Here is a 26,699-nt window from a genome sequence, read left to right as displayed (position 1 = left end):
GAGCCTCGGCGACGCCCGTACGTCCCGCCCCGGCCACCGGGGCACGCCTCACACCTGGGCCGCGCACCACCTCATGCCGTGATCGCGCACCAGCGGACAACGCGTCACACGGGGTCGCGCACCACCGGGCAGCTCATGCAGCGGGGGCCGCCCCTGCCCCGGCCGAGCTCACTGCCGCGGATCTCGATGACCTCCATGCCCTGCTTGCGCAGATAGGTGTTCGTGGTGGCGTTGCGCTCGTAGGCGATGACGACCCCGGGCTCCACGGCCAGCACGTTGCACCCGTCGTCCCACTGCTCCCGCTCGGCGGCGTGCACGTCCTGGGTGGCGGTGAGCACACGGATGGAGTCGAGGCCGAGCGCGGCGGCGATGGCCCGGTGCATGTGCTCGGGGGGATGGTCGGTGACCTTGAGCTCCCGGGGGCCGCTGCCCGGTTCGATCGTGTAGGAGCGGAGCATGCCGAGCCCCGCGTACTTCGTGAAGGTGTCCCCGTCGATCATCGTCATCACCGTGTCGAGGTGCATGAACGCCCGGCGCTTGGGCATGTCGAGCGCCACGATGGTCCGGGCCGACCCGGCGTCGAAGAGCCCTCTGGCCAGCATCTCCACGGCCTGCGGGGTGGTGCGCTCGCTCATCCCGATCAGGACGGCGCCCCGCCCGATGACAAGGACGTCACCGCCCTCGATGGTCGACGGGTAGTCGTCCTGGCCCTCCGACCAGTGGTGGAAGACACCCGCCTCGGGGCCGGTGAACAGGGGGTGGTGCCGGTAGATCGCCTCGAAGTGCACGGTCTCGCGCTGCCGGGCGGGCCAGCGCATCGCGTTGATGGACACACCGTCGTAGATCCAGGCGGAGGTGTCACGGGTGAAGAGGTGGTTCGGCAGCGGGCTGAGCAGGAAGTCGTCCAGATCCATCACATGGAAGCGGACGGAGGTCGGTTCGGCGTGCCGTTCCAGGAACTCCCGCTTCGTCATCCCGCCGACGAGGGCCTCGGTCAGCTCCGCCGCGGGCATCTCCTCGAAGGCCGCGCGCAGATGCTCGGTGGCGAGCGGGCCGTACTCCTTCTCCGCGAAGACACGGTCGAGGACGAGCCTGCGCGCCACCGGGATGTCCAGGGACTCGCGGAGCAGGTCGCCGAAGAGATGGACCTCCACCCCCCGGTCGCGCAGCACGTCGGCGAGGCCGTCATGCTCCTCCCTGGCGCGGCGCACCCAGAGCACGTCGTCGAACAGGAGCGCGTCCTTGTTGCTCGGGGTCAGCCGCTTCAGCTCCAGATCGGGGCGGTGCAGGATGACGCGGCGCAGCCGCCCGGCCTCGGAATCGACATGGAATCCCATGCCTCCATCCTCACCGCGCGGAGCGCCGTTCACCCTGCGAACCGCCACCGGATTCCGGCGGGGCGGTCCCGCCGGGTCCCCAGGGCCCCGAGGGCTCTCCCGCGATCCCTGACGGGAGAGCCCTAGAGGCGCGGGTCGACGGGCTCCGACTCCAGCGCCAGGACCGCGAAGACCGCCTCATGAACACGCCACAGCGGCTCCCCCTCGGCCAGCCGGTCCAGGGCCTCCAGGCCGAGGGCGTACTCCCGCAGGGCCAGCGACCTCTTGTGGCCGAGGAAGCGCGAGCGCAGCCGGTCGAGATTCTCCGGCCTCGTGTACTCGGGGCCGTAGATGATCCTCAGATACTCCCGGCCGCGCACCTTGATGCCTGGCTGGACCAGCCTGCCCTTGTCGTCCCGCACGAGGGCGGCGAGCGGCTTGACGACCATGCCCTCTCCGCCACGGCCGGTCATCTCGAGCCACCAGTCGATGCCGGAGCGCACGGAGGCCTCGTCACCCGTGTCGACCACGAGCCGGCGGGTGACCTGGAGCAGGCCGGCCGGGTCATGCTCGACGAGCCGGTCCAGCCATGCCAGCTGCTCGTCGTGCGGCACGGCGGCGAGCGAGCGGCCCTGCACCGCCAGGATCTGGAACGGCGCGAGCCGGACCCCGTCGAGCCCTTCGGTGCTCCAGCAGTAGCGGCGGTAGGCCTCCGTGAACGCGGCGGCGTCCGCTGCCCGCTCCCGCTGGCGGTCCGCGAGCGCGCCGACGTCGACACCGCGGGCGGCAGCCGCGGACAGGGCGTCCCCGGCCACCGGCAGGACGGCCCCGGCGGCGGCGCCCACCGCGGCGTACTGGGAGCGCAGCAGTCCGGCCGCCTTGAGGGACCAGGGCATCAGCTCGGCGTCGAGCAGCACCCAGTCGGTCTCCCACTCGTCCCAGAGTCCGGCGGCGGTGAGGGCCGTGCGCAGCCGGCCGAGGACGACCTCGGTGAGCGCCGGGTCGTCCAGGAACGGCCGGCCCGTGCGGGTGTGCAGGACTCCCGTGGGGCCGTCGGTCCCGAACCGCTCGCGGGCCGCTGCCGCGTCGCGGCAGACCAGCGCCACGGCGCGCGAGCCCATGTGCTTCTCCTCGCAGACGACCTTGGTGACGCCGTCCGCGCGGTACTGCGCGAAGGCCTCGGCCGGGTGCTCCAGGAAGCCCTCCTCGTGGGAGGTCGCTGTCGGGGCCATGGTCGGTGGGAGGTAGGCCAGCAGCCTGGGGTCCACCGCGAACCGGCTCATGACTTCGAGCGCCGCCGCGGCGTTCTCCTCGCGCACCGCGATCCGGCCCATGTGCCGGGTCTCCACGATGCGGCGGCCCTGCACGTCGGCGAGGTCGAGCGGCCTGCCCTCCCGCCCTCCGGGCGCCTCGGTGGTCAGCGGCTTCACCGGCTCGTACCAGACCTGCTCGGCGGGTACGTCGACGATCTCCCGCTCCGGCCAGCGCAGGGCCGTCATCTTCCCGCCGAAGACGACGCCGGTGTCGAGGCAGAGGGTGTTGTTGACCCAGGAGGCGGTGGGCACCGGGGTGTGGCCGTAGACCACGGCGGCGCTGCCCCGGTAGTCCTCGGCCCACGGATAGCGCACGGGCAGGCCGAACTCGTCGGTCTCGCCGGTCGTCTCCCCGTACAGCGCGTGCGAACGGACCCGGCCGGAGGTTCGCCCGTGGTACTTCTCGGGCAGCCCGGCGTGGCAGACGACCAGCTTGCCGTCGTCCAGGACGTAGTGGCTGACCAGCCCGTCGATGAACTCCGCGACGCGCCCCCGGAACTCGGGGTCGTGGGCGTCCTCCCGCTCCAGCTGCTCGATGGTCTCGGCGAGACCGTAGGTGTGCTGGACCTTGCGCCCCTTGAGGTAACGGCCGAGCTTGTTCTCGTGGTTGCCGGGGACGCACAGGGCGTTGCCCTCCGCCACCATGGACATGACGCGGCGCAGCACTCCGGGGCTGTCGGGTCCGCGGTCGACGAGGTCGCCCACGAACACGGCGGTACGCCCCTCCGGGTGGGCCCCGTCCTTGTACCCCAGCCTGCCGAGCAGGGTGTCGAGCTCGGAGCTGCAGCCGTGGATGTCGCCGATGATGTCGAAGGGGCCGTTGAGGTGCCGGAGGTCGTTGTAGCGGCGCTCCAGGACGACTTCGGCGGAGTCGGCCTCCTCCTCGCTGCGCAGGATGTGCACCTTGCGGAAGCCTTCGCGCTCCAGGCCGCGCAGCGAGCGGCGCAGCTCGCGGCGGTGGCGCTGGACGACATGGCGGGGCATGCCCGCACGGTCGGGGCGTTCGGCGTTGCGCGCCTGGCAGAGCTCCTCCGGCAGGTCCAGCACGATGGCGATGGGCAGCACGTCGTACTGCCGGGCCAGCTGGACGAGCTGCTTGCGGCTCTCGGGCTGCACATTGGTGGCGTCGACGACGGTGAGCCGCCCCGCCGCGAGGCGCTTGCCCGCGATGTAGTGCAGCACGTCGAAGGCGTCACGGCTGGCGCTCTGGTCGTTCTCGTCGTCCGCGACGAGGCCCCGGCAGAAGTCCGAGGAGATGACCTCCGTGGGCTTGAAGTGCTTCCGGGCGAAGGTGGACTTGCCCGATCCGCTGGCGCCGATGAGCACGACGAGGGACAGGTCGGTCACCGGCAGCGTGCGAGAGGTACGGGTACTGGTCATGCGGCTTTCGCCTCCTTCGTCGTCGTCCGGTCCATCGAGCCGCTGCCGTCCGTCGTCCCGGCGGCCGTGCCGTCCGCCGTCCCGTTCGCCGTCCCCTCGGGCGGAACTCCGGCGGCCGTGCCCCTCGTGAACACCGCCATCTGCGTGGGCGGCCCCACCTCGGGGTCCTCCGGTCCCACGGGCACGAACGCCACGGTGTAGCCATGGCGTGCGGCCACCCGCCGCGCCCAGTCCCCGAATTCCGCCCTGGTCCACTCGAAGCGGTGGTCACCGTGGCGCACATGTCCTGCGGGGAGCGTCTCCCAGCGGACGTTGTACTCCACGTTGGGCGTGGTCACGAGCACGGTGCCCGGTCGCGCGGAGCCGAACACCGCGTACTCCAGCGCAGGCAGCCTCGGCAGGTCGAGGTGCTCGATCACCTCGCTGAGCACGGCCGCGTCGTATCCCTTCAGCTGCTTGTCGGTGTAGGTGAGCGCGCCCTGCCGGAGGGTGACCCGCGCGGCCTGCCTCTCCCCCATGCGGTCCAGCTTCAGCCGGCGCGCGGCGACGGTGAGGGCGCGCATCGACACGTCCACGCCCACGATCTCCGTGTAGCGGACGTCCTTGAGCAGCGCCTGCGTCAACTGGCCCTGGCCGCAGCCCAGGTCGAGCACCCGGCTCGCCCCTGCCGCGCGCAGTGCCTCCAGGATCGCCTGGCGGCGCTGCTCGGCGAGCGGCACCGGCTTCTCCTCGGTGTCGGTGGTCTCGTCCACCGCGTTGTCGACGCTCTCCACCTCCAGGTCGTCCGTCTCGGCCAGCCGCACCAGTTCGAGCCGCTCCATCGCCTGCCGGGTGAGACCCCAGCGGCGGGAGAGATAGCGGCTGGTGATCAGCTTCTGCTCGGGGTGTCCGGCCAGCCAGCCCTCGCCCGCCCGCAGCAGCTTGTCCACCTCGTCGGGCGCGACCCAGTAGTGCTTGGCGTCGTCGAGCACCGGCAGCAGCACATACAGCTGGCGCAGCGCGTCCGCGAGCCTCAGCTCCCCCTCCAGCACCAGCCGTACGTAGCGCGAGTCGCCCCACTGCGGGAACCGCTCGTCCAGCGGCACGGCCACGGCGTCCACCGCGGTCCAGCCGAGCGGGGCGAACAGCTTGCGCACCAGCTCCGCGCCGCCGCGCGCGGGGAGCGCGGGCACCTCGATCCGCAGGGGCAGAGGCTCCTCGGCCCGTTCGGGCATCGCCCGGCAGACGCCGTTCAGCGCGGACTTGAACACCGTCGTCATCGCGACCGAGAGCAGCGACGATGCCGCGTAAGGCCGGTCGTTGACGTACTGCGCGAGCGCCGCGTCGGGGGCTCCGCCCCGGCCCTTGCCCTTGCCGCGCCGGACCAGCGCCACCGGATCCACCTCCAGCAGGAGCGCGGCCGTGCAACGCTCCGCGGACGCCTCGGGATAGAAGACGTGCGCGGTCCCGTGCGAGGTGGAGAACGTCTGCGCCTTGTCGGGATGCTTGTGCAGCAGAAAGCCCAGATCGGTGGCGGGACGCTCAGGGGTGCCGGTGGTGCCGATAGTCAGGAACACCCGTCCGAGTATGGGCCCGGGACCCGTCTCCCACCAGGCATTTTCAGGGACCCGATGGTGCAAGTCGCCCGGCCAGCGCGGCGATTTCGGACGGCCCCACCCGGCAGCACCCACCGACCAGCCGCGCTCCCGCCCGCTGCCAGTCCCGCACTCTGGATGGCTGGAAGGTGCTGCTCCCCGCCCAGGCCCGGCCTTCGGCGTCCCACTCCTCCCCGCTGTTGGGATAGACGACGACGGGCTTGCCGGTCGCCGCGGCCGCGATCTCCACCGCACGGTCGGCGTCGGCCGGGTCGCAGCAGTTGACTCCGACGGCGATCACCTGCTCGATGCCGGCCGCGAGCCCGAAGGCCTCGGCCAGCGGCTGCCCCGCCCTGGTCCGGTCGCCCGCCGCGCTGTACGAGAGCCAGACGGGCACCGGGAACTCCTCGACCGCCCGCAGCAGCGCCTCGGCCTCGTCGATGTCGGGCACCGTCTCCAGAGCCAGCACATCGGGAGCCGCCGAGGCCAGCGCCTCCACCCGTGGCCGGTGGAAACGCTCAAGCTCCCTGACCGTCAGCCCGTACCCGCCTCGGTACTCGCTGCCGTCCGCGAGCATCGCCCCGTACGGTCCGACCGAGGCCGCGACCCAGCACTCCCGCCCGGCCACCGCGCCCGCCCGGCGGGCCGCCTGCACGCTGCCGGCCATCAGCGCCGCGGCCCTGGCCCGCCCGATCCCGCGCCGTCCGAAGCCCTGGAAGGTCGCCTGATAGCTGGCGGTGATGAGCACCTGCGCGCCCGCCCGCGCATAGGCCGTATGGGCTGCCTCGATCTGCTGGGGCGCGTCGGCGAGCAGCCGGGCGGACCACAGGGCGTCGGACAGATCGCAGCCCTGTGCCTCCAGCTGGTTGGAGAGACCGCCGTCCAGCAGGACGGTTCCCTCGGCGAGCGCCTCGCCGAGCGTACGGCCGGGCGGCACATCCGGAGTCCGGGCGGGGTGCACAGCTGCTCCTTGCTGTCGGTGTCCTGAGCTCGGGGTTCTGGCGTTTGGTGTCCTGCGGTCCGTGTCCTGCGGTCGGCCGGTCCGGGCCAGGCCCCGGACGACCCGGGCCCGGACCGACCCGGGCCAGGCCCGGGCCGGCGGGGCGAAGCTCAGCCCAGCTGCGACTGGACCTGGGAGGCGATCAGTTCCAGGTGGTCCAGGTCGTGCAGGTCCAGCACCTGGAGGTAGACGCGGGACGAGCCGATGGCCGCGTACCGGCCGATCTTGTCGACCACCTCGTCGGGGGAGCCCGCCAGTCCGTTCGCCTTGATCTCCTCGACCTCGCGCCCGATGGCGGACGCGCGCCGGGCGACCTCGGCGTCGTCCTTGCCGACGCACACCACCAGGGCGTTGGAGTACACCAGGTCGTCCGGTGCCCGGCCGGCGGCAACGGCCGCGTCCCTGACCCTGCCGAACTGCTTCTCGCTGTCCTCGATCGACGCGAACGGGATGTTGAACTCGTCGGCGTACCGCGCGGCCAGGCGTGGCGTGCGGACAGCGCCGTGACCACCGATCAGGACCGGCACCTTGGCCTGGGCCGGCTTCGGCAGTGCGGGTGAGTCGGTGAGCTGGTAGTACGTGCCGTCGTAGCTGAAGGTCTTGCCGGTCTCCGTCTCCCACAGGCCCGTGATGATCGCCAGCTGCTCCTCCAGCCTGCCGAACTTCTCCTTGGGGAACGGGATGCCGTACGCCTTGTGCTCCTCCTCGAACCAGCCGGCACCCAGGCCGAGCTCGACCCGGCCGCCCGACATCTGGTCGACCTGCGCCACCTGGATGGCCAGCACTCCGGGCAGACGGAAGGTGCCCGCGGTCATCAGGGTGCCGAGGCGGATCCGCTTGGTCTCGCGGGCCAGACCGGCCAGAGTGATCCACGCGTCGGTCGGTCCGGGCAGCCCGTCGCCGGAGCCCATGCGCAGATAGTGGTCCGAACGGTAGAAGGCGTCGAAGCCGAGGTCCTCGGTGGCCTTGGCGACGGTGAGCAGAGTGTCATAGCTCGCCCCTTGCTGGGGCTCGGTGAAGATTCGAAGATCCATGCCTCCATCCTGCACCTTCGAAACCGCCGGGCCCCGCCTCCCCTCTTCCCTCCCCCGCGCCGGGCGCCCCGGCTCATGGCTGGCCGGAGACGAAACCAGCCGGTCCCCGGATGACGCCGTACGGACCGTCGCGCCGCTGCTCGCCCTCACGCTCGCGCTCCGCCTCCGCGAGCCGTCTCAGCATGCCCTGGACCCGGTCCACGGACTCGTCCACGGCGTCTATCGCCTCGATGCACTGCCAGTAGAGCGATTCCTCCTCCGTGCCGCAGGCGACACCCACCAGCGCTATGCCCGCCTCACCGAGCAGTTGCGCGAGTGCGGCCAACGCCCTTGGCACATCGGACACTTCGGTGAGCTGCGAGGCCCTCACCCCCGAGGCCGGGACCATCGGGTGGTCGAACACCGCGCTGCCCAGGGCGCAGATCTCACTGAGGCCGCGTGCGTCCGTCCGTAATTCCGCGGGGCCGCCGCTCGCCAGCCGCCCGCCGACCGCCCGGGCGAGAGCCTGGGCCTGCCACACCTCCGCCATGACGGCCGGCACGCCCCTGCTTCCCGCCAGCGCGCTGCGCCCCGCCTCGATCAGCCGCTCCGCTTCCATGCGATTCCCCCGTCACCCATACCGCCCGTACGAAAACCCGCTCACTTCTTCATTACCCACAGTGAGGTGCGCGGCACGCGAAGGCCAGAGGAAATCGGAAATCTGTGGACAGTAATCCGGTTGTGAATAAGTCGATCACTCCGAAGAGTGACGATCGGTCGACGCCTCGCCGCCGGCCACCGGAAAGCGCGACTCGTTCCGCTCGATCTTGGCCGCGAGGGCATCCAGCGGATCGATGCCCAGAACCTGGCAGAACTGCAGCAGGTAGGCCAGGACGTCCGCGACCTCGTCCCGTACACGGAACGCCTTGCCGGGGTCCTCCATCACCCTGGCCGACTGTTCCGGCGTCAGCCACTGGAAGATCTCCAGCAGTTCGGACGCCTCCACGCTCAGCGCGGCACAGAGGTTCTTTGGGGTGTGGTACGGCTCCCAGTCCCGAGTGGCCGCGAAGTCGGCGAGCCGCCGCTGCAGTTGTGCTACATCCAGTTCCGTCACGGTGCCAGGTCTACCACTGTGGCCCCCGCCGTCCCCCGGGCCGTGGCGGCGTTCGCCTCGCCGACCGTTCCCAGCAGGCGCATGTGGCCGTCCGCGCAGATCGAGGCGGCCAGGGCCAGCAGCTCTCCCGTCTGACGCGCGTCCAGACTCCGGTCGAGGCCGTCGGTCAGGACCGTGAGCGCCTGCATGGCCGAGGGGACCTCCGCCGCCGGTTCGACCACCAGGACATGCGGTCCGGTCAGCAGCACGAGCGCGAGGGCGAGATACCGAAGCTCGCCGTCGCCGAGGCGGGCGATCGGGGTGCTGCGCCCCGGCCCGCGCTCCGTCCTGGCCCGGACGGTCCCGTCGTCCAGCTCTTCGACGGTCAGCCCGGTCACCTGTCCCGCGCATCCCGTGTCCGCGCTGGCGACGAGCCGGGCGTGCCGCCGCTCGCACTGGCTGTGGGTGCGGTGCAGGACCTCGGCGAGGTTGTCGCAGCACGAGGTCAGCCGGCCTTCCCCGACCGGCACGGCCCCACGCATCAGCCGGGGCTCGGGATCGCAGGCGAAGGCCGACCGCAGCGCCACGACCACCTGCTCGGCCGCCGCCAGCACCCGCAGCTGCCCGTCGGTGGTGCCCGCGACCCGCAGCGGCAGCAGCGCGGTGCCGAGCCGGTCGTCGGGGAAGGGGGCGCGCGTCACCGCGACCGCCCCGGCAGTGTGCCAGGCGGCCTGCACGAAGGGGCGCCGCGGATCGAGCAGCGCCGTGTTCAGCAGGGTCTCGCCACCGTCCCCCGTCAGCCGCTCGCCGACGATGCGGAGCGCGGGCTCGGCCTGCACGGCGAGATCGAGTCTCACCGGGCCGGCCGGGCCCTCCACCGTGCAGCCCAGCCTGAATCCGCGTCGCCCCTGCGCGTCGGCGCCCGCCCCCTCCGGCACCCAGGCCGCCGGGTCGGGGAAGACGTCCTCCAGCGGGTCGCCCGCAGCCAGCCTCGCCAGCGCCTCGTACCCGCGCAGGGCCGTCGACTTCCCGCTGCCGCTGCCTCCGGTGAGCAGGGTGAGCGGACCGAGCGGGATGACGGTGCGCCGGTGCGAGGCGAAGGCGTCGAGCCGGAGCTCACCGACGAAGGGGCGGGCGGGGCGGGCCGCTGCGGACGGCGCGGGAGCCGTCCTCCCCGTGGGGATCGTGGAGATCACAGTCATGGGCGGACCGTACGCACGCCGCCGGGCGGCGAACCGTTTTGTCCGCACGACCTTCCTACGATTGAGGTACGCCCGCCGCGGTGACCCCCTCGACCTCCATGCCCACCGGCGCGAGCAGGAAGACGTTGCGGTCGACCCGGTGCATCCCGCTGCCGAGTCCGAAGACCACGCCGCTGCTGAAGTCCAGGATCCGCTTGGCCACATCGCTCTCGGCGCCGGTCAGGTCGAGCAGCACCGGGATCTGCGCCACGAGGTACTCGGCGACCTCGCGCGCGTCCGCGAACACCTGCACCCGCAGAACGACCATCCGCCGCTGCTCGGCCGACTCCCGCTGGTCGGGGACCGCCCTGTGGTCGACCCGCGACGGCCATTCGTTGCGGCCCCTCAGGGGTACGACCTGGGCGAGACCCTCCCACTGCTCGTCGGTGGCGTCGTACCTGTCGTACCTGTCGTACCTGCTCACAGAACCACCCCGTCCGTATGCCGGTTGGCTGTGCGCCGGCTGCGCTCGCTGTTCATCGGGCAATTCTCTCGCCCCTCACCCGTTCGGCGTACCACCGACACGGGCCGGAGCGTGATCGACAGCGTCGGAACGGCCGGAAACGTCCGGTGCGGGATGGGTATCGAGGGGGGTGAAACGGACGGGGAGATGGGCCGGCGCGCGGTGGAAGGGGCCCGGACGCCAGATCAGTTCACCTGGTTCGACGGCCAGTTCCAGGTCGCAGAGCTGACTGGTGATCTGCTCGATCGCGGTCATCGCCATCAGCAGGGCAGGCTGCTTGGCCGGGCACCGGTGCGGCCCCGTCGACCACGCCAGGTGCGCGCTGTCGCCCGAGCGCACCGCGGGGTCCGACGCGGAGGGGAGCGACTGGGTGTTGGCGGCGGCGAAGGAGACCAGCACCAACTGCCCGGCGCGCAGCGGCACCCCGTGGAACTCCGTGTCGTGGCGCGGGAAGTGCGCGCCCAGGTTGGCGATCGGCGGATCACGCCAGAGCACGTCGTTGACCGCCTCCTGCGCGGTCGTCGCGCCGCCGTGCAGGGAGCCCCCGTATCCGGTGTCGCTGAGCATCCGCAGCAGCGCGTTGCCGATCAGGTTGGCCGTCGGCTCGTGGCCGCTGCTCATGATGAGCGTGATCTGACGCACGGCCTCGTGGTCGTCGAGGCCCGCCGGATGGGCGAGGAGGTACGAGGTGAGGTCGCGGCCCGGGGCCGCACGCCGCCGGTGGACGAGGCCGGTGACGACGCCGACGAGATCCTCGTACGCGGCGGTCGAGTCCGCGGCGGAGTCCATCATCCCCGCGGTGCCCCTGACCACCCGCTCGATGTCCTCGGGGGCCACCCCGAACGAGGCGGTGAAGACGTGCATCGGAAGGCGGCGGGCGTACTGGGCGATGAGGTCACCGGTGCCGGTGGCCGAGAAGCCCGTGATGAGCCGCTGGGCGACCCGGGCGACCTCCGCGCGCAGCAGGTGGGGCTCGATCAGCGCGAGGGTGTCGTTGATGGCGTCGCGGTAGCGGGCGTGGACGGCACCGTCGGTGAAGAGCGCGGTGGGCCGGTGACCGAGCACGGGCAGGACCGGCGAGTCGGCCGGTACGCCCTCCTGCCAGGCGCGCGGGTCCTTGGTGAAGGTGTCGGTGTCGCGCAGCAGATCGACCGCGGCGTGGTAGTCCGTGACCAGCATCGCGTCGACGTCCGGGGCGATGCTCACCCTGGCCACCGGCCCCTGCTCGCGCAGCCTGCGGTAGTGACCGTGCGGATCGGCGGCGAAGTCGGGTCCGTACAGTGCGAGCCGCCCGTGGAGCGGGGCGGCGGCCACGGGCGAAGTACCGGGCACCGGCGGGGTCATGACGTTTCCTGGGAGGCGGGGAGGCAGGTCAGCGCGTGCTCGGCGAGGGCGATCAGGGCATCGATGCTGCCCCGGCGCTCACGGGCGTCGCACTGCACCAGCGGGGTGCGGGGGTCGAGGTCGAGGTGCTTGCGCAGTACCTCGTCGGCGTGGGCGGGGGCGTCCGGGAAGCGGTTCACGGCGACGGCGTACGGGAGTCCCTGCTCCTCCACCATGTCCATGACGGCAAAGGAGTCCTCCAGCCGGCGGGTGTCGACCATGACGAGGGCGCCGAGCGCGCCGCGCGCGATGTCCTCCCAGAGCGGGAAGAACCGCTCCTGTCCCGGGGTCCCGAACATGTAGAGCACCAGGTCGTCCTGGACGGTCAGCCGTCCGAAGTCGACGGCGACCGTGGTCGTGGTCTTGTCCGGAAGTCCGGCGGTGTCGTCGAGTCCCGTACTGGACTGTGTCATCGCCTCTTCCGTGTGCAGGGTCGGAATCTCCGACAGCGTACGGATCAGGGTCGTCTTGCCCACGCCGAAGGGACCCGTGACGACGAGCTTCATCAGGGTCTCGGCGGCACTCGGCAGGTAGCCGATGCCGCCCCGGTCAGTGGAGGGAACGGAGTCCAACGAGCAGCCTCTCGACGAGCGACCGGTCGATCTCACCGGCGCTGGGGATCGGTGGTCGAGCGTGCAGATGTCCGGCGGCCACGAGGTCCGTGGCCAGGAAGACCGTCGCGCTGACCGGCAGTTCCAGATGGGCGGCGCATTCGACGACGGTGAGGGCTCCCGGTTGCAGGAGCTCGCACAGCCTGCGCTGCTCCGCACCGGTGTCCGGCGGCAGGGCCGAGTCCGTGCGGATGAGCACGGCGAGCCGGTCGAGCGCGGGGCCGGTGGGCGTGAGACGGCCACCGGTGACCAGATAGGCGGGGATCAGGCGGCGCCCTGGGCCGGGGCTCATGGCAGGTCGGCACCGTCTGGCCGGCGGGTGGGGGCGTGCATGGCGCGGGTCAGCGCGGTGACCTGCACCTGCATCTGGTACGCGATGTTCCCCAGGTGCGCGTCGGGGGCCGCGAACAGGGCCAGGGTCGTGTTCCTGCCCGCGGGTACGACGATGGCGAAGCCCAGGTCGGACTCCACCACCGTCTGCGCCAGGCGCGGGGACTCCGCGTCGGTGAAGGCGGTGGTGAAGGCGCGGGCCGCCGCGTGCAGGGTGGCCGTCATCGCGGCGACGCGTTCGGCGGACGCGCGGTCCAGGCCGGGGGACGCGCCCTCGACGAGCCCGTCGCCGGTGGCGACCACGGCGTGCTGCACGCCGGGCAGTTCCAGCAGCGGGGTCAGCACCCAGGCGAGATCACCGGTGGTGGGAGTGGTGCTCACTTCTCGTCGTCTCCTTGATCGTCCGATGAGGATGCTGAGGGGGATGCCGCGGGTGCGGACACCGGGGGCACCGGGGCCTTCCTGCCGCTGAGCGTGCCTTCCTGGAGGGCCGCCCAGGCGGCTCCGGCCCGCTCGGGCGTGCGGGGCGCGGTCTCCTCCTCCGCCGCCGCCCCGCGGGGGGCGGTCGGCACGTCGGGAGAGGCCGCGCGCCGGGATCTGCGCCGTCGGCTGGGCAGTCCCACGGGGCGCTCCTCGCGGTCGTCGGCGGTCACGGCGGGCTCCACGGGGGCGGCGGGGGCGTCGGGTTCAGCGGTGACGGCGCTTCCTGCGGCTTCCACGGGCTCGGCAGGCACGGGGCGTGCGGCGGGTCCGGCGGCAGTGGGCCGGGCGGCTCCGGGCTCGACGGCTCCCGTACGCCCGGGCTCGACGGCTCCCGTACGCCCGGACTCGGCGGCTCCCGTACGCCCGGGGAGGCCGGCCGGCTCCGGGGCTTCGGCACCCGCCCCTTCACCTCGCGCGTGCACCGGCTTGGGGGCGAGCACGGACAGGGTGCGGTCGTCGTCCATCACGGTCAGCAGATGGGCCGGGATGCGCAGCATCGCGCGCATCCCGCCGTACGGGGACGACTCGATGTGGCAGCTGAAGCCGTAGCGCGCGATCAGCCGTCCGACCACGGCGAAGCCGGTCTGCGGCGGGTCCCCCAGCTCGGTCAGCAGCACCTCGGACGGGCCGGACAGCAGGGCGCGGGCCCGCTTCAGCGCGTCGTCGTCCATGCCGATACCGGCGTCGTCGACCAGGATCAGAGCGCCGCGCCCCGGCGTCTGCTGGACCGTCACGGGGACCTCGGTGTCCGGGTGGGAGTACGCCGTCGCGTTGGCCAGCAGTTCGGCGAGCGCGATCGCGAGGGGTTCGGCGGCCCTGGCGACCAGCGCGAGCCGCTCCTGGCGCAGATGGTTGGCGACCTTGATCCGCTCGTATCCGGGGACCCTGGACTGGGCGCCGAGCACGACCTCGACGAGCGAGGAGTTCTGCCGGGCGAGTCCCGGCCAGGCGTCGCAGAGCACGGCGGTGGCCTGGGTCCTGCGGAGCGCCAGCTCGTTGCGGAAGTCGAGCTGGAGGATGCGCGGGTCGTCGTACTCGTGCTGGAGTTCCTGGAGCAGGTGCTGCGACTGGTTGAGCAGCGACTGGATCTTCGCGGAGGTGCCGCGCATGGCCGAGCGTGCCGCCGCGTCGACGCGCCGGCGTTCCTCCAGGACCGCCGTGCGCGCCGCCTGTACGGCCTCGGTCAGCAGACGTGCGGCGTCGCCCTCGATCCCGGCGGCCTCCCGCAGTCCCGGGACGGGTGCGGTCCGGTGGGAGAGCGCGGTGGCCGCGGCGGGTATCCGCCTCTCGGCGAGCTGGCGTATCTCCTCGGTGAGGGCGAGGGTGCGCGCCTCCGCGGCCTTGTTCTGGCGGTCGGCCAGCTCGGCCCGTGCCGCCGCGTTGTACGCCTCCCGCCTGGCCTGATCCATGCGGAAGGCCGACCAGATCGCCACCACGACGGCTATCAGTGCCACGATCCATGCCACCACGGCGTCACCGCGTCTCTGTTGTCGGGGACAGCCGGCGTCCCGCGCGGCTGCGGGGCGTTGTGCCGTCGTACCGGCCCGCGGTCATGCCGGCTCGCCGGTACACACCGTGCCGGTCTCGTGGGCGACGGCCGCCACGTCGGCCATGACCTGGAGGACGCCGGGCAGTTCGGAGCCGTCCAGGTGGCGGTACTCGCTCCCGATGGTCACCACCAGGCGCTCCGGCAGGCCGAGCGCCGGATAGCGGTCCTCGCGGATCACCCGGCGGGCCGCCTCCAGGGCGGGCACACCGGCCGCGTGGAGGGCGTGGGCCCGTTCGCGTACGTACGCGAGGTAGCCGATGTGCTCCCGTACCCCGGTCGGATCGAGCACCGGTCCGTGGCCGGGCACGATCACCTCGGCCCCGGTGGCCAGCACACGCTCGCAGGCGTCGATCACGTTGCTCAGCGGGCCGGCCCAGTGCACCGGGTGGTCCCCGGGCTGCCGTTCGGTGGAGGCGAAGACGATGTCGCCGCTGAACACGGTGCGCTGGGCAGGCAGATGGACGATCAGGTCGCCCGTGGTGTGCGCGGGCGGGAGGGACGTCACCTGGACCGTGTGCTCCCCCAGGGTCAGTTCGAGCTCGCCCGTGAAGTAGGTCGTCGGCAGCACCTCCTCGGTGGCCGACCAGTCGAAGCCGCCGAAATGGCGGCCGAGATAGGCGCCGAGGGGGGTCGCCGGGTCGCTTCCGGCCACCAGTGCGTGCTGTTGCCGGGGCGTGGGGTCGTAGTGGATGTGCTCCCGGGCCTCCCGGGTCGCGATGATCTCCGCGTCCGGGAGCACGCCCGCGCCCCAGAAGTGGTCCCCGTTGGCATGGGTCACGATCACCCGGTCGATGCTCACTCCGTCGGGCAGTCGCTTCTCGCTCTCGACGAGGAACTGCCCGGCCAGCAGCGGGTCGTACGGGGTGTCGATCCACAGCGCGCCGCGCTGCGAGACCAGGAGGCCGCAGTTGGCCAGGCCCCAGCCCCGCTTCGGCGGCAGCCAGGCGTACAAGCCCGCGCCGAGGTCGACGACGTCCCCACCCGTGATCGGCATGGGGCGATTATGCCGACCACGATCCGTCAGCGCGTTCGAACTCGGCCAACACACAGACCCGGTGACGCGAAATCGACCCTGACTCCCGCCGCCCGCCGCCCGGCGGTGACGGTCCGGCGTCTCGGCCCATCGGCCGATCGGAGGATTTCCCACGCGATGGCCGGGATGTCACCCCGCGCGTTCACGGCTCGCGACAGATACCCACCCCGGAACGACAGAACCCGAATGAGCCGACTACCCACCGAGCTTGGCCGAAAACAGCCGTACCACGGCGCACGGAACCGGCGACCCTTTGCTTGTTCTTGCTCGATTGACCCATGTAACATGCAGAATTGAGCAAACCGGCGACGATTTCACCCAGCCCACCCCTCGGGTGCGAGCAGCAGCGGAAGCGGAGTGCGCACATGTCCTTTGTCGAGACCGAGACAGCGAGCCAGCCGGAGTGCTGGCGCCGTGCCGTGGATGTCGCCGCCGACCGGGCGGCGGCCCTGCCCGCCGGCGGTGAGCGCGTCGCCGTGGTCGGCTGCGGCACGTCGTACTACATGGCGCAGGCGTACGCCGCCCTCCGCGAGGCCTCGGGGCAGGGCGAGTCGGACGCGTTCGCCGCGTCGGAGTTCCCCTTCGGGAGGCCGTACGACCGGGTCGTCGCGCTGACACGGTCGGGCACCACCACCGAGGTCCTCGGCCTGCTGAACCGGCTGCGGGGCACCACCAGGACCGTGGCGGTGACCGCCGACCCGCACACCCCGGTGACGGACGCGGCGGACGAGCTGGTCGTCCTCGACTTCGCCGACGAACGGTCCGTGGTGCAGACGCGGTTCGCGACCACGGCCCTGACCCTGTTCCGCGCCCACCTCGGGCTGCACACCGACGAGGTCGTACGGGACGCGGAGCAGGCGCTCGCCGAGCCGCTTCCCGACGGGGTGCTGGAGTGCACCCAGTTCAGCTTCCTGGGGCGCGGCTGGACGGTCGGGATCGCCAACGAGGCGGCGCTCAAGATGAAGGAGGCGTCCCTGTCCTGGACGGAGTCCTATCCGGCGATGGAGTACCGCCACGGCCCGATCAGCATCGCCACGGCCGGCACCGCGACCTGGATGTTCGGCGCGGCACCGGAGGGCCTGGCGGAACAGGTGCGGGCGACGGGGGCCCGGTGGGTGGAGAGCGGCCTGGACCCCCTGGCCGACCTGGTGCGCGTCCAGCGGCTGGCGGTCGCCCGCGCCGTGGCCAGGGGACTCGACCCGGATCTGCCGCGCCATCTGACACGGTCGGTCGTACTCGAAGGGGCGCCGGGAGCCTGACCCCGCGTCACGGCATGCCGCGTACCGGGCCGGCGGGCGGCCCGGTACGCGGCGACGGCCGTGCGGGTCAGCCCTCTTCGAAGTGGGCGTCCAGCGCGGCGTCGAGATCCGCCGTCCACTCCTTGAGGCTGCTCCGCGCCTCGGCCTCGACCTCGGCGTTGAACCACCGGCGGCTGGACAGGTGGACGGTCACGGTGAACCGGCGTCCGAAACGGCCGGTCTTGACCTCGACCGCGCCGATCTCGGACCAGTCGAACTCCGCTTCCTGGTCGTCCAGCGTGAAGCGGACGCCCGTGGCGTCCACCCGGATGGATCCGCGCCGGTCGCTGACCTCGAAGACGGGTCCGTCCTCGCCGTCGGAACCCTCGCGCTCCACGCCGGCTTCCGTGTCCGCGACGGCGTCCGCGACAGCGCCGGAGTCCGCGTCGTTCCCGGACTCCCCCGCGTCGCCGGATTCCTCCGGCTCCTCGGCGTCCTCGGCCGCGAGCACGACCGCGTCCTCCGGTTCCGGGACCCCCTCGGGCGCCGCCTTCTCCGCCTCCGCCTCAGCCCCCGTTCGCGCGGCGACAGGGGCCGTCAGGCCGGGGATGAACGCCGGGTCTGTCCCCGCGGCGAACTCGGGCTTGGTGTTCGAATCTATGCGCTGCTCCACGGCGGGCAGTATGGACGACGAACCTGTACGAGACCAGTCAACGCGTCCCGACCGGCCTGTCGTCGCGCACCCGGGAACCGCCGGGCACGACGTGACGGCCGGGCACGAGGGCACCGGAGTAGGTGTGCGCACACGAAAGACGGGTGGTACGGGTTCCGCCGAACCCGTACCACCCGTCTCTGCCGTCCGTCACTCTGTTCCCGCCGTCACGCCTCGCGCGTCAGCGGGTCATGTGCCCTCGGGGCTCAGTAGGCCCCGAAGACGTTGTCGATCGAGCCGTACCGGTCGGCGGCGTAGTTGCACGCGGCCGTTATGTTGGCGACCGGGTCGTAGCTGTCCGTCGACGTACCGGGCACGTGGTAGGCCTGGAAGGTCGGGTCGATGACCTGGAGGAGGCCCTTCGACGGGATGCCGGCGGCGGCGTTCGAGTCCCAGTTGTTGATGGCCTGGGGGTTGCCGGAGGACTCACGCATGATGTTGCGGTGGATGCCCTCGTAGCTGCCGGGGATGCCGTGCTCGGCCATGATGGCGAGCGACTCCTTGATCCAGCCGTCCAGGTCGTCGGTGTACGCGGCCGGCTCGGCGGCGGGGGCGGCCTCGGCGGCGGCGGGAGCGCCCTCCGCGGCGATCGGGGTGCTGGTGCGCTCCGAACGGTCGGCGCGGTCGGCGCTCTCGGTACGGTCGGCGGCCTTGTCGGCCTTCTTCTCGGACGTGTCGGCCGACTTCTTCTCGGCCTTGCCGCCGACGGTCAGCTTCAGACCGGGGTGAATCAGGTCGGGATTTCCGCCGACAGACTTCTCGTTGGCCTCGTACAGGGCCTTCCAGCCACCGCTCACGGAATGCTCGCGGGCGATCTTGGCAAGCGTGTCACCCAAGATCACGGAATAGGTGGTGGAGCCCGACTTCTTCGCGGCAATTCCCTTTCCGGACACGGAAGTCGACGTGGCCGCCTTTTCGACGGCGGTCGGCTGGGCCGGGGCGGCGAAGGCACCGGTCGCGCCGAACACGGGAAGGGCGAGAGCGGCTCCACCCGTGGTCACGGCGATGACGCCGCGAGTCAGCGAACTGGTCCTGGAACGACGGTGCTTACCGTTTTCGGGCATGCTGAATTCCTCTCCGTCGCCTACGAAGTGAGCTGTCGGGTTCGGGCTGGAGATGCCCGGCCGCACGTGAATGCGACTTCACCCCGAGCCGCTCCGGATACCGGATCGGCGCTTACTTGGGTCCCCCGCTCCTGCCGTACGAGAAGTGGTCGGGTTCCCGGACGGCGGCAGGATTAGGCGTTCCATCCGGAGTGATGGTGACCGTAGGCGAGAAATAGGGAAACGAACAAGCCCGATCTCGTGATCAAAATTCACCGGCAAGATCGATTCACAGGAATTCATGTAATCCATCGCACACGGCGCCGACAACTCTTCTTGGCGCAGAAGGGAACCGGCCGCTCCGTCCGGGCGTCCGCGGCTTGTCAGGTGACGCTGGTCACGGAGTCCGATTAGGGCGTTTTGCTCCCCCTTGAAGGTCCCCAGGTCACACGAAATGGCCTTTTATGGATTACGGGATCAATTTCAAGAAAGCGATCCAAATCGGGCAGATGCCTCAGATCGCGCATCAATGGGCATACCGTCCGACACCGCGTGGAATCGATCCACGCATGACCGAGAACCCCTACGCCTCGTACCCACGGATCACCGTCCTGCCCGTCCAGCCCGGCGACCCGCCCTTCCGCATCGTCGAGATCGACGGGGAGGTGGTCGGCCGGGCGACCGCCATGACGGATGTGCTGATCGCCGCCTCGGCGGCGGGGATCCCGGTCCACGACCTCGACGATCCGGCCTCGGTGCGCTGGGTGGGCGGCGGCAAGCTCAGGTGGCGGCCGCACTGACGGGAAGGCGAAGCCCGGGGCGGGCCGGCTCGCGCGGGAGGCGCGCCGGCTCCGCACCGGGCCTGGGAAGCGGCCCCGGCCGGGGCCTGCGGGGTGGCGCCGCCCGGGGCACCCCAGCGCGGAGCTCTTCGACCTGGTGCGGCAGGGGGCCCTGCTGCCCGGGACCGGGCGGCGCCACCGCTCAAGGACGCTGAGCGGGCACACCGCGACATCGGGTCCCGGGCCACCGCGGGCAAGCTGCTGCTCGTCCCGTGGCGGCCCTCGGCCCCGGCGTGGGTGCCGTCCCGTCAGTCCTCGGCCCCGGCGTGGGGCCGTCCCGTCAGTCCTCGATCCGGATCGCGGGGGCCGGGCAGACCGCGGCGGCCTCACACGCCTCACACGTGGCGCGTCGTCACTCCATCAGCCCGGCGGCGACCGTCGCGCCGAGCTCCCAGCACGCCTCGGTGTCGGCCTTGGCCGGTTCTCCTGTGACGGTCACGGCGTCGGCCGTACGGCGCCATCCGAGCCCCGTCGTGATGGACTCGATGCCGCGTACGGCGCCGGTGACGTCGTTGCCGCCGTGGACGTAGTAGCCGAACGGCCGTCCCCGCGTCCCGTCCAGGCACGGGTAGTAGACCTGGTCGAAGAAGTGCTTGAGGGCGCCGGACATGTAGCCGAGGTTGGCCGGAGTGCCCAGCAGATAGCCGTCGGCGGCGAGCACGTCGGAGGCCGTGGCCGAGAGCGCGGCGCGCCGGACGACCCGTACGCCTTCGATGTCGTCCGTGGTCGCCCCCGCGACGACGGCCTCGAACAGCGCCTGGCAGTTGGGCGAGGGGGTGTGATGCACGATCAGCAGAGTGGCCACACCTGTGAACCCTGCCGTCCCCGTCCCCCGGAGGCAAACCGGGACGGGCGGCGGCCCGGGCTCCCGCTCAGCCGGCCGCGCGGAAGCTCCGCAGACGCAGGCTGTTGCCCACGACGAAGACCGACGAGAAGGCCATGGCCGCTCCGGCGATCATGGGGTTGAGCAGGCCCGCCGCGGCGAGCGGGAGGGCCGCCACGTTGTAGGCGAAGGCCCAGAACAGGTTCGAGCGGATCGTGCCCAGCGTCCTGCGGGAGAGCCGGATCGCGTCGGCGGCGGCGCGCAGGTCGCCCCGTACGAGCGTCAGGTCCCCGGCCTCCATGGCCGCGTCCGTCCCGGTGCCCATGGCCAGACCCAGGTCCGCCTGGGCGAGTGCGGCGGCGTCATTGACGCCGTCCCCGACCATGGCGACGCTGCGGCCCTCGGCCTGGAGCTTCCTGACGACGTCGGCCTTGTCCTGCGGCATGACCTCGGCGATGACCTCGGCGATGCCGACCTCGGCGGCGACGGCCTCGGCGACCGTGCGGTTGTCGCCGGTCAGCAGGACGGGCGTCAGCCCGAGGGCGCGCAGCCGCCGGACGGCCTCCGCGCTGGTGTCCTTGACCGCGTCGGCGACCTCCAGCACGGCGCGGGCCTCACCGTCCCAGGCCACCGCGATGACGGTCCGGCCGGCCTTCTCGGCCCGGTCCTTGGCGGCCCGGAGCTCCTCGGGGAGCTCGATGGCCCACTCGCTCAGCAGCTTCTCGCGGCCGACGAGGACGGCGTGCCCGTCGACGACTCCCTGGACGCCGAGCCCGGGGACGTTGGCGAAGTCCTCGGGGGCGGGCAGGGTGCCCACCGCCGCGACCGCTCCCGTGGCGACGGCCCGGGCGACCGGGTGCTCCGAGGCGTGCTCCAGCGCGCCCGCGAGGCGGAGGGCCTGGTCCTCGTCCGTGCCCGGGGTGGTGCGGACCTTCAGCAGGGTCATCCGGCCGGTCGTGACCGTGCCGGTCTTGTCGAGGAGGATCGTGTCCGCCCTGCGGGTGGTCTCCAGCACCTCGGGGCCCTTGATCAGGATGCCGAGCTGGGCTCCGCGCCCCGTCCCGACCAGCAGGGCGGTGGGGGTGGCGAGCCCCAGGGCGCAGGGGCAGGCGATGATCAGTACGGCGACGGCGGCCGTGAAGGCGGCGGTGAGGCCGGCGCCGGAGCCGAGCCAGAAGCCGAGCGTGGCGAGCGCGAGCCCGATGACGACCGGCACGAAGACCGCGGAGATCCGGTCGGCCAGGCGCTGGGCCGATGCCTTGCCGCTCTGGGCGGCCTCGACGAGCCGGGCCATCCGCGCCAGCTGTGTGTCGGCGCCGACCCTGGTGGCCTCGACGACCAGGCGTCCGCCCGCGTTGAGGGTGGCACCGGTGACGGAGTCCCCGGCGGAGACCTCGACGGGGACCGACTCACCCGTGAGCATCGAGACGTCCACGGCGGACGAGCCCTCGACCACGGTCCCGTCCGTGGCGATCTTCTCCCCGGGGCGTACGAGGAAGCGGTCGCCGACGCCCAGAGCGGCCGTGGGCACCGTGAGCTCACGGCCGTCGCGCAGGACGGTGACCTCCTTGGCACCCAGCTCCATGAGCGCCTTGAGGGCGGCGCCCGCCTTGCGCTTGGAGCGTGCCTCGAAGTACCGGCCGGCCAGGATGAAGGCCGTGACGCCCGCGGCGGCCTCCAGATAGATGTTCCCCGCACCGTCCCCCCGCGCGATCGTGAATGCGAAGGGGTGCGTCATGCCCGGCATCCCGGCCGTTCCGAAGAAGAGCGCCCACAGGGACCAGAGGAAGGCGGCCGACGTGCCGACCGAGATCAGGGTGTCCATGGTGGCCGCGCCGTGCCGGGCGTTGGTCCAGGCGGCGCGGTGGAAGGGCCAGGCCGCGTAGGTGACGACCGGGGCCGCGAGTGTGAGGGAGAGCCACTGCCAGTACTCGAACTGGAGGGCGGGGATCATCGCCATCGCGACGACCGGCAGGGCGAGCACGGCGGCGGTGACGAGCCGCTCGCGCAGTGACCTCAGCTCGGCGTCGGCGCGCTCGTCGTCCGCCTGCCCGGCCGTGGGCGCGGCGCCCTCGCCGGGCACGGGGGCGGCCGGGGCCGGCGGCTGGGCGGTGTAGCCCGTGGCTTCGACCGTGGCGATCAGGTCGTCGACCGAGACGTCCTCGTCGAAGGTGACTCTCGCCTTCTCCGTGGCGTAGTTGACGGTCGCCTCGACACCCTCCATGCGGTTGAGCTTCTTCTCGATCCGGGCCGCGCACGAGGCGCACGTCATGCCGCCGATCGCGAGCTCGACCCGGGTGGCTCCGGGAGTCGTGGGAGTCATTTCCTGCTCCTCGTTCGAACGGGACCAAGTATACCCCTGGTGGGTATCTCTCTCGCCTCAAGAGATATACCCCCACCCCGTATCTTCGCAAGCGTCGCGCGGCAGCTTGCAGATACCCCTGGAGGGTATACGCTCAGGATGTCGGACCGCCGCGGGCCCTCCGCGCAGACGTCAGGAGCAGTCATGAGAACCGCCGCGAAGATGACCGCGTTCACCGCCGCGCTTGCGGCGTCCTTCGGTGCCGCCTGGGGGGTGGGCGCCGTGGCCGGGCCCGGTGATCCCGGGCCTTCCGAGCGCGCGGACCACAGCGAGAGCGGCGCCCGGCACGCCGGTGACGGCGCCGCGGCGCCGGCGGCCGGCGGGCTCCAGGTCTCCGAGGGCGGCTACACGCTGGACCTGAGGACCCCGCGCCTGGAGGCCGATGGGAAGAGCGAGCTGCGCTTCACCATCCGCGACCGGGAGGGCGAGCCGGTCACCGCGTTCCAGCGCGAGCACGACAAGGAACTGCATCTGATCCTCGCCTCACGGGACCTGGCCACCTACCGTCACCTGCACCCGGTCCGGGCGGCCGACGGCACCTGGAGCACCCCGGTCAGCCTGCCCAGGGCGGGCGACTACCGGGTCTTCGCCGACTTCACACCGGCGGGGAAGAACGCCACGGGCCTCACCCTGGGGACGGACCTCGCGGTCTCCGGCCCGTACAAGGCGGCGGAGCTGCCGAAGCCCGCACCGGCCGCCACCGTCGACGGATACACCGTCTCGCTGAACGGCACGCTTCGCCCCGACGCTCCGGAGCGGCTCACCTTCACCGTGCGCAAGGACGGCGAACGCGTCACCGACCTCCAGCCCTATCTGGGGGCGTACGGACACCTCGTGGCCCTGCGCGCCGGTGACCTCGCCTACCTCCATGTCCACCCCGACGGCGAACCGGGCGACGGCGTCACCGCGTCCGGCCCGGACGTCTCGTTCATGGCGACCGCGCCGAGCCCGGCCGCGTACCGCCTGTTCCTGGACTTCAAGCACGAGGGCACCGTCCGGACGGTGGCCTTCACGGTGCACGCCGGGGAGACGCAGGCTCCGGGCGGCCCGGCCAGGACCCCCGCGCCGACCGGACCCACGGACGGCCACGAGGAGGGCCCGGCCCACCCGCACGGGGAGTAGGGGCCGTCGGCCCTACAGCGACCGGAGCCGGGCCAGCGTCTCCTCCAGCTCCTCGCGCAGCGTGCGGCCCGTGGCCTCGCCGTCGCCCCGCACGACCGCGTCCACCAGTGCGGCGTGGCCCGCGTCGCCGTGGCCGGGGTCGCCCGACCGCAGTGCGAGCAGCTCCAGCATGTCGATCAGCCCCCGGCGCAGCGTGGGCACGAATTCGGCTGCGAGCTGGGCACCGGCGGCGCGGTCCGCACGTGCCGGGGGACGGGAAACGGCCCGCTGGCCGCGCTGACCAGCGCTCTGCGTGCCGCCGGGACCACGGTCGACGTCCTCGGGTACTCCCAGCACTCCACCGCGACCGGTCCGGGGAGTCCCGCTGTCGCCTACGCCCGGTGCCGGGTCGACGGGGTCACGAGCTGGGGGGCCGGCTGGGACACCTCGGTCCTGACGGCTTCCGTCCAGGCCGTCATGTCCGCCGTCAACCGGGCGGGGAGCCAGGGGTGACGACCGAAGCCCCACCGGTGCTCCGTGTGCGGGACGTGGACATCGTCCGCGACGGACGTCCCATCCTGAGCGAGGTGTCGCTGACCGTGCGGGCCGGTGAGCACTGGGCTCTGCTCGGCGCCAACGGCGCGGGCAAGAGCACCCTGCTCGGCCTCCTGGGAGCCCTCACGCACCCCACCCGCGGCACCGTCGAGGTGCTGGGCCATCAGCTGGGCCGCGTGGACCTGCGTCAGCTGCGCACATACGTCGGGCATGTGGACCCGCGCCATGCGCTGCGCTCGCCGCTGAAGGTCAAGGACGTCGTCCTGACCGGCCTGACCAACAGCGTGGAACGCGTGCCCCGTTGGAGCCCGACCGAGGGCCGGCTGGCCCTGGCCGAACGCCTCGTCGAGCTGCTCGGACTCGCCGCCCGGCGCGACGCGCGGTGGCCGACCCTCTCCCAGGGCGAACGGGGGCGCGCGCTGATCGCGCGGGCGCTCATGCCGCGCCCGCGGCTGCTGCTCCTGGACGAACCGGCGACCGGTCTGGACGTCGCGGGCCGGGAGCAGCTGATCGAACGGATCGACTCGCTTCAGCGGGAGTCGCCGGAGCTCGCGTCGGTCCTGGTCACGCACCATCTGGAGGAGCTGCCTCCCGGCACCACCCATGTGATGCTGCTCCGCGACGGGCGCTGCCTGGCCTCCGGCCGTGCCGACGAGGTGCTGACCAGCGAGTCGGCCAGCACCTGCTTCGGCCATCCGTTCCGCCTGAGCCGCTTCGAGGGCCGCTGGAGCGTACGGACCGGCCTCCGGCGCGGCTGAACGGGGCGGGCGGGGGCGCGGACCTCGCGGCTCCCGGGCCCGGGGGTCGACGAGGTACGGCCGGGCATCCGTCCCGCACGGCCCCGCCCGGCCCCTGGACCGGCGCACCCGCCTATCGCACCAGGCAGGGCCGCTTCGCGTCGAACGTCCAGCCGGGGACCAGGAACTGCATGCCGGCGGCGTCGTCCCGCGCTCCCAGGGCCTCCTTCCTGTAGAGCTCGTGGGCGGCGAGGAGGCGGTCCATGTCGAGTTCGACGCCCAGGCCGGGGGCGTCGGGGACGGCGATCTCGCCGTCGGTGATCCGGGGCGGGGTGACGGTGAGCCGCTCCAGGCCCTCCTGCCAGATCCAGTGCGTGTCCAGGGCGTTGTAGTCGCCGGGGGCAGCCGCACCGCAGTGCGTGATCATGGCGAGGGAGATGTCGAAGTGGTTGTTGGAGTGGCAGCCCCAGGTCAGCCCCATCGCGTTGCACAGCTGGGCCACACGCACCGAGCCCTGCATCGTCCAGAAGTGCGGGTCGGCCAGCGGGATGGAGACCGACTGGAGGGCCAGGGCGTGGGTCAGCTGCCGCCAGTCGGTGGCGATCATGTTGGTCGCCGTCGGAAGGCCGGTGGCGCGGCGGAACTCGGCGAGGACCTCGCGCCCCGAGTAGCCGCCCTCGGCACCGCAGGGGTCCTCGGCGTAGGCGAGCGTGCCGACCAGCGGGGAGCACAGCTCGACCGCCTCGCGCAGCGACCAGGCGCCGTTCGGGTCGAGGGTGATCCGCGCCGAGGGGAAGCGCTCCTTGAGCGCGCGCACCGCCTCGACCTCCTCCGCACCCGCGAGGACCCCGCCCTTGAGCTTGAAGTCCCGGAAGCCGTAGAGGTCGTACGCGGCCTCCGCCTGGCGGACGATCGCCTCGGGGGTGAGGGCCTCCTCGTGGCGGACGCGGTACCACTCGACGTCGGAGCCGGGTTCGCGGACGTACTCCAGATCGGTGCGGTCGGGGTCGCCGACGTAGAAGAGATAGCCCAGCACCCGTACGGAGTCCCGCTGCTGACCGTCACCGAGCAGGGCCGCGACCGGCACGTCGAGGTGCTGGCCGAGCAGGTCGAGCAGCGCCGACTCGACGGCGGTGACGGCGTGCACGGTGGTCCGCAGGTCGAAGGTCTGTGCTCCGCGCCCCCCGGAGTCACGGTCCGCGAAGCGGCTGCCGATCTCGCGCAGGACGCGCTTGTAGTCGCCGACCTTCGCTCCGACGACCAGCGGCTCGGCGTCCCGCAGCGTCCGGGTGATCTTCTCGCCGCCGGGCACCTCCCCCAGTCCCGTACGGCCTTGCGAGTCCGTGAGGACGACGATGTTGCGGGTGAAGAAGGGGCCGTGGGCGCCGGAGAGGTTGAGCTCCATGCTGTCGCGGCCCGCGACGGGATAGACGGCGAAGTGGGTGACGGTCGGCTGGCTCATGCTGGTCGGGTTCCTTGGGTACGAGGGGGCGGACGGGAACGGGTG

At 72.2% G+C, this 26,699-nt stretch carries 26 protein-coding genes and 1 riboswitch; of the genes, 5 read left to right on the top strand and 21 right to left on the bottom strand.

Annotated elements, in window-relative coordinates:
• Positions 1 to 104: 104 nt before the first annotated feature.
• The 15 genes from ACWCQM_RS24485 to ACWCQM_RS24415 all read right to left on the bottom strand — a co-directional run bounded on the left by ACWCQM_RS24485 (position 105) and on the right by ACWCQM_RS24415 (position 15,743).
• Positions 105 to 1,337, bottom strand: a complete 1,233-nt coding sequence (locus tag ACWCQM_RS24485) for an arginine deiminase (RefSeq protein ID WP_450917289.1) — start codon at positions 1,335 to 1,337, stop codon at positions 105 to 107.
• Between the two features lie 122 nt (positions 1,338 to 1,459).
• The gene (locus tag ACWCQM_RS24480) at positions 1,460 to 4,009 is read right to left on the bottom strand and encodes a polynucleotide kinase-phosphatase (protein ID WP_450917288.1); all 2,550 of its coding nucleotides are present in this window, start codon (positions 4,007 to 4,009) and stop codon (positions 1,460 to 1,462) included.
• On the bottom strand, positions 4,006 to 5,565 hold the full coding sequence (locus tag ACWCQM_RS24475; protein ID WP_450917287.1) for a 3' terminal RNA ribose 2'-O-methyltransferase Hen1: 1,560 nt from the start codon (positions 5,563 to 5,565) through the stop codon (positions 4,006 to 4,008). Before ACWCQM_RS24475 ends, ACWCQM_RS24480 begins: the two co-directional genes overlap by 4 nt.
• A gap of 43 nt (positions 5,566 to 5,608) precedes the next feature.
• Positions 5,609 to 6,544 carry a homocysteine S-methyltransferase gene (mmuM, locus tag ACWCQM_RS24470; protein WP_450917286.1) on the bottom strand — a complete coding sequence of 312 codons (936 nt, stop codon included), beginning with the start codon at positions 6,542 to 6,544 and terminating at the stop codon, positions 5,609 to 5,611.
• A 149-nt stretch (positions 6,545 to 6,693) separates the two neighbouring features.
• Positions 6,694 to 7,617, bottom strand: coding sequence for an LLM class F420-dependent oxidoreductase (locus ACWCQM_RS24465; RefSeq protein WP_073748247.1), 924 nt, complete (start codon positions 7,615 to 7,617; stop codon positions 6,694 to 6,696).
• Positions 7,618 to 7,690: 73 nt separating this feature from the next.
• On the bottom strand, positions 7,691 to 8,215 hold the full coding sequence (locus ACWCQM_RS24460) for a DUF6099 family protein (RefSeq protein WP_450917285.1): 525 nt from the start codon (positions 8,213 to 8,215) through the stop codon (positions 7,691 to 7,693).
• Between the two features lie 135 nt (positions 8,216 to 8,350).
• Positions 8,351 to 8,710 carry a nucleotide pyrophosphohydrolase gene (locus ACWCQM_RS24455; RefSeq protein WP_450917284.1) on the bottom strand — a complete coding sequence of 120 codons (360 nt, stop codon included), beginning with the start codon at positions 8,708 to 8,710 and terminating at the stop codon, positions 8,351 to 8,353.
• Positions 8,707 to 9,939, bottom strand: coding sequence for an AAA family ATPase (locus tag ACWCQM_RS24450; RefSeq protein WP_450917283.1), 1,233 nt, complete (start codon positions 9,937 to 9,939; stop codon positions 8,707 to 8,709). Before ACWCQM_RS24450 ends, ACWCQM_RS24455 begins: the two co-directional genes overlap by 4 nt.
• Positions 9,940 to 9,946: 7 nt before the next feature.
• Positions 9,947 to 10,354 carry a cell division protein SepF gene (locus ACWCQM_RS24445; protein WP_450917282.1) on the bottom strand — a complete coding sequence of 136 codons (408 nt, stop codon included), beginning with the start codon at positions 10,352 to 10,354 and terminating at the stop codon, positions 9,947 to 9,949.
• Between the two features lie 75 nt (positions 10,355 to 10,429).
• Entirely contained in the window at positions 10,430 to 11,737 is a 1,308-nt protein-coding gene (locus ACWCQM_RS24440) for a cytochrome P450 (protein ID WP_450917281.1), read from the bottom strand.
• Complete coding sequence (locus ACWCQM_RS24435) at positions 11,734 to 12,348, bottom strand: GTP-binding protein (protein WP_450917280.1); 615 nt, start codon at positions 12,346 to 12,348, stop codon at positions 11,734 to 11,736. The genes ACWCQM_RS24440 and ACWCQM_RS24435 overlap by 4 nt, the downstream gene beginning before the upstream one ends.
• Positions 12,326 to 12,679, bottom strand: a complete 354-nt coding sequence (locus ACWCQM_RS24430; RefSeq protein WP_073748241.1) for a DUF742 domain-containing protein — start codon at positions 12,677 to 12,679, stop codon at positions 12,326 to 12,328. Before ACWCQM_RS24430 ends, ACWCQM_RS24435 begins: the two co-directional genes overlap by 23 nt.
• Positions 12,676 to 13,098: a roadblock/LC7 domain-containing protein gene (locus ACWCQM_RS24425; RefSeq protein WP_073748240.1), complete on the bottom strand. Its 423-nt coding sequence runs from the start codon at positions 13,096 to 13,098 to the stop codon at positions 12,676 to 12,678. The genes ACWCQM_RS24430 and ACWCQM_RS24425 overlap by 4 nt, the downstream gene beginning before the upstream one ends.
• Complete coding sequence (locus tag ACWCQM_RS24420) at positions 13,095 to 14,669, bottom strand: ATP-binding protein (protein ID WP_450917279.1); 1,575 nt, start codon at positions 14,667 to 14,669, stop codon at positions 13,095 to 13,097. The genes ACWCQM_RS24425 and ACWCQM_RS24420 overlap by 4 nt, the downstream gene beginning before the upstream one ends.
• Positions 14,670 to 14,750: 81 nt before the next feature.
• Entirely contained in the window at positions 14,751 to 15,743 is a 993-nt protein-coding gene (locus ACWCQM_RS24415) for an MBL fold metallo-hydrolase (RefSeq protein ID WP_450917278.1), read from the bottom strand.
• Positions 15,744 to 16,147: 404 nt separating this feature from the next.
• Between ACWCQM_RS24415 and ACWCQM_RS24410 the strand changes: the two genes are divergently transcribed.
• Positions 16,148 to 17,041 carry an SIS domain-containing protein gene (locus ACWCQM_RS24410; RefSeq protein WP_450917277.1) on the top strand — a complete coding sequence of 298 codons (894 nt, stop codon included), beginning with the start codon at positions 16,148 to 16,150 and terminating at the stop codon, positions 17,039 to 17,041.
• Positions 17,042 to 17,108: 67 nt separating this feature from the next.
• Here ACWCQM_RS24410 and ACWCQM_RS24405 read toward each other — a convergent pair whose 3' ends face one another.
• A complete protein-coding gene (locus ACWCQM_RS24405) occupies positions 17,109 to 17,693 on the bottom strand; it encodes a hypothetical protein (protein WP_450917276.1) in 585 nt (194 codons plus the stop codon).
• Between the two features lie 245 nt (positions 17,694 to 17,938).
• A complete protein-coding gene (locus tag ACWCQM_RS24400; protein ID WP_450917275.1) occupies positions 17,939 to 18,796 on the bottom strand; it encodes a transglycosylase SLT domain-containing protein in 858 nt (285 codons plus the stop codon).
• A gap of 2 nt (positions 18,797 to 18,798) precedes the next feature.
• Positions 18,799 to 18,986: riboswitch (cyclic di-AMP (ydaO/yuaA leader) on the bottom strand.
• Positions 18,987 to 19,344: 358 nt separating this feature from the next.
• Between ACWCQM_RS24400 and ACWCQM_RS24395 the strand changes: the two genes are divergently transcribed.
• Positions 19,345 to 19,575 carry a hypothetical protein gene (locus ACWCQM_RS24395; protein WP_450917274.1) on the top strand — a complete coding sequence of 77 codons (231 nt, stop codon included), beginning with the start codon at positions 19,345 to 19,347 and terminating at the stop codon, positions 19,573 to 19,575.
• A gap of 391 nt (positions 19,576 to 19,966) precedes the next feature.
• Here ACWCQM_RS24395 and ACWCQM_RS24390 read toward each other — a convergent pair whose 3' ends face one another.
• On the bottom strand, positions 19,967 to 20,419 hold the full coding sequence (locus tag ACWCQM_RS24390; protein ID WP_450917273.1) for a flavodoxin family protein: 453 nt from the start codon (positions 20,417 to 20,419) through the stop codon (positions 19,967 to 19,969).
• Positions 20,420 to 20,486: 67 nt separating this feature from the next.
• A complete protein-coding gene (locus ACWCQM_RS24385; protein ID WP_450917272.1) occupies positions 20,487 to 22,760 on the bottom strand; it encodes a heavy metal translocating P-type ATPase in 2,274 nt (757 codons plus the stop codon).
• Positions 22,761 to 22,943: 183 nt separating this feature from the next.
• On the opposite strand from ACWCQM_RS24385, the gene ACWCQM_RS24380 reads away from it, so the two are divergent.
• A complete protein-coding gene (locus ACWCQM_RS24380) occupies positions 22,944 to 23,921 on the top strand; it encodes a hypothetical protein (protein WP_450917271.1) in 978 nt (325 codons plus the stop codon).
• A 12-nt stretch (positions 23,922 to 23,933) separates the two neighbouring features.
• Here the strand turns inward: ACWCQM_RS24380 and ACWCQM_RS24375 are convergent, their stop codons facing one another.
• A complete protein-coding gene (locus ACWCQM_RS24375) occupies positions 23,934 to 24,257 on the bottom strand; it encodes a hypothetical protein (protein WP_450917370.1) in 324 nt (107 codons plus the stop codon).
• On the opposite strand from ACWCQM_RS24375, the gene ACWCQM_RS24370 reads away from it, so the two are divergent.
• Positions 24,138 to 24,413: an alpha-isopropylmalate synthase regulatory domain-containing protein gene (locus ACWCQM_RS24370; RefSeq protein WP_450917362.1), complete on the top strand. Its 276-nt coding sequence runs from the start codon at positions 24,138 to 24,140 to the stop codon at positions 24,411 to 24,413. The two genes, ACWCQM_RS24375 and ACWCQM_RS24370, sit on opposite strands and share 120 nt — an antisense overlap.
• Positions 24,410 to 25,213: an ABC transporter ATP-binding protein gene (locus ACWCQM_RS24365; RefSeq protein ID WP_450917270.1), complete on the top strand. Its 804-nt coding sequence runs from the start codon at positions 24,410 to 24,412 to the stop codon at positions 25,211 to 25,213. Before ACWCQM_RS24370 ends, ACWCQM_RS24365 begins: the two co-directional genes overlap by 4 nt.
• Positions 25,214 to 25,325: 112 nt before the next feature.
• On the opposite strand, the gene ACWCQM_RS24360 is transcribed toward ACWCQM_RS24365, so the two are convergent.
• Positions 25,326 to 26,654: an enolase C-terminal domain-like protein gene (locus ACWCQM_RS24360; RefSeq protein ID WP_450917269.1), complete on the bottom strand. Its 1,329-nt coding sequence runs from the start codon at positions 26,652 to 26,654 to the stop codon at positions 25,326 to 25,328.
• Positions 26,655 to 26,699 lie beyond the last annotated feature (45 nt).

This window comes from Streptomyces sp. NPDC002125 (assembly GCF_053593715.1).
This window is presented reverse-complemented; position numbering and strand designations above follow the sequence as displayed.

What these genes read in the sequence shown, in the direction of transcription:
- ACWCQM_RS24440 (WP_450917281.1), bottom strand. Translation starts at nt 11,737, where the DNA reads ATGACCCCGCCGGTGCCCGGTACTTCGCCCGTGGCCGCCGCCCCGCTC.
- ACWCQM_RS24460 (WP_450917285.1), bottom strand. Translation starts at nt 8,215, where the DNA reads ATGGAAGCGGAGCGGCTGATCGAGGCGGGGCGCAGCGCGCTGGCGGGA.
- ACWCQM_RS24415 (WP_450917278.1), bottom strand. Translation starts at nt 15,743, where the DNA reads ATGCCGATCACGGGTGGGGACGTCGTCGACCTCGGCGCGGGCTTGTAC.
- ACWCQM_RS24410 (WP_450917277.1), top strand. Translation starts at nt 16,148, where the DNA reads ATGTCCTTTGTCGAGACCGAGACAGCGAGCCAGCCGGAGTGCTGGCGC.
- ACWCQM_RS24485 (WP_450917289.1), bottom strand. Translation starts at nt 1,337, where the DNA reads ATGGGATTCCATGTCGATTCCGAGGCCGGGCGGCTGCGCCGCGTCATC.
- ACWCQM_RS24400 (WP_450917275.1), bottom strand. Translation starts at nt 18,796, where the DNA reads ATGCCCGAAAACGGTAAGCACCGTCGTTCCAGGACCAGTTCGCTGACT.
- ACWCQM_RS24430 (WP_073748241.1), bottom strand. Translation starts at nt 12,679, where the DNA reads ATGAGCCCCGGCCCAGGGCGCCGCCTGATCCCCGCCTATCTGGTCACC.
- ACWCQM_RS24395 (WP_450917274.1), top strand. Translation starts at nt 19,345, where the DNA reads ATGACCGAGAACCCCTACGCCTCGTACCCACGGATCACCGTCCTGCCC.
- ACWCQM_RS24465 (WP_073748247.1), bottom strand. Translation starts at nt 7,617, where the DNA reads ATGGATCTTCGAATCTTCACCGAGCCCCAGCAAGGGGCGAGCTATGAC.
- ACWCQM_RS24480 (WP_450917288.1), bottom strand. Translation starts at nt 4,009, where the DNA reads ATGACCAGTACCCGTACCTCTCGCACGCTGCCGGTGACCGACCTGTCC.
- ACWCQM_RS24380 (WP_450917271.1), top strand. Translation starts at nt 22,944, where the DNA reads ATGAGAACCGCCGCGAAGATGACCGCGTTCACCGCCGCGCTTGCGGCG.
- ACWCQM_RS24360 (WP_450917269.1), bottom strand. Translation starts at nt 26,654, where the DNA reads ATGAGCCAGCCGACCGTCACCCACTTCGCCGTCTATCCCGTCGCGGGC.
- ACWCQM_RS24385 (WP_450917272.1), bottom strand. Translation starts at nt 22,760, where the DNA reads ATGACTCCCACGACTCCCGGAGCCACCCGGGTCGAGCTCGCGATCGGC.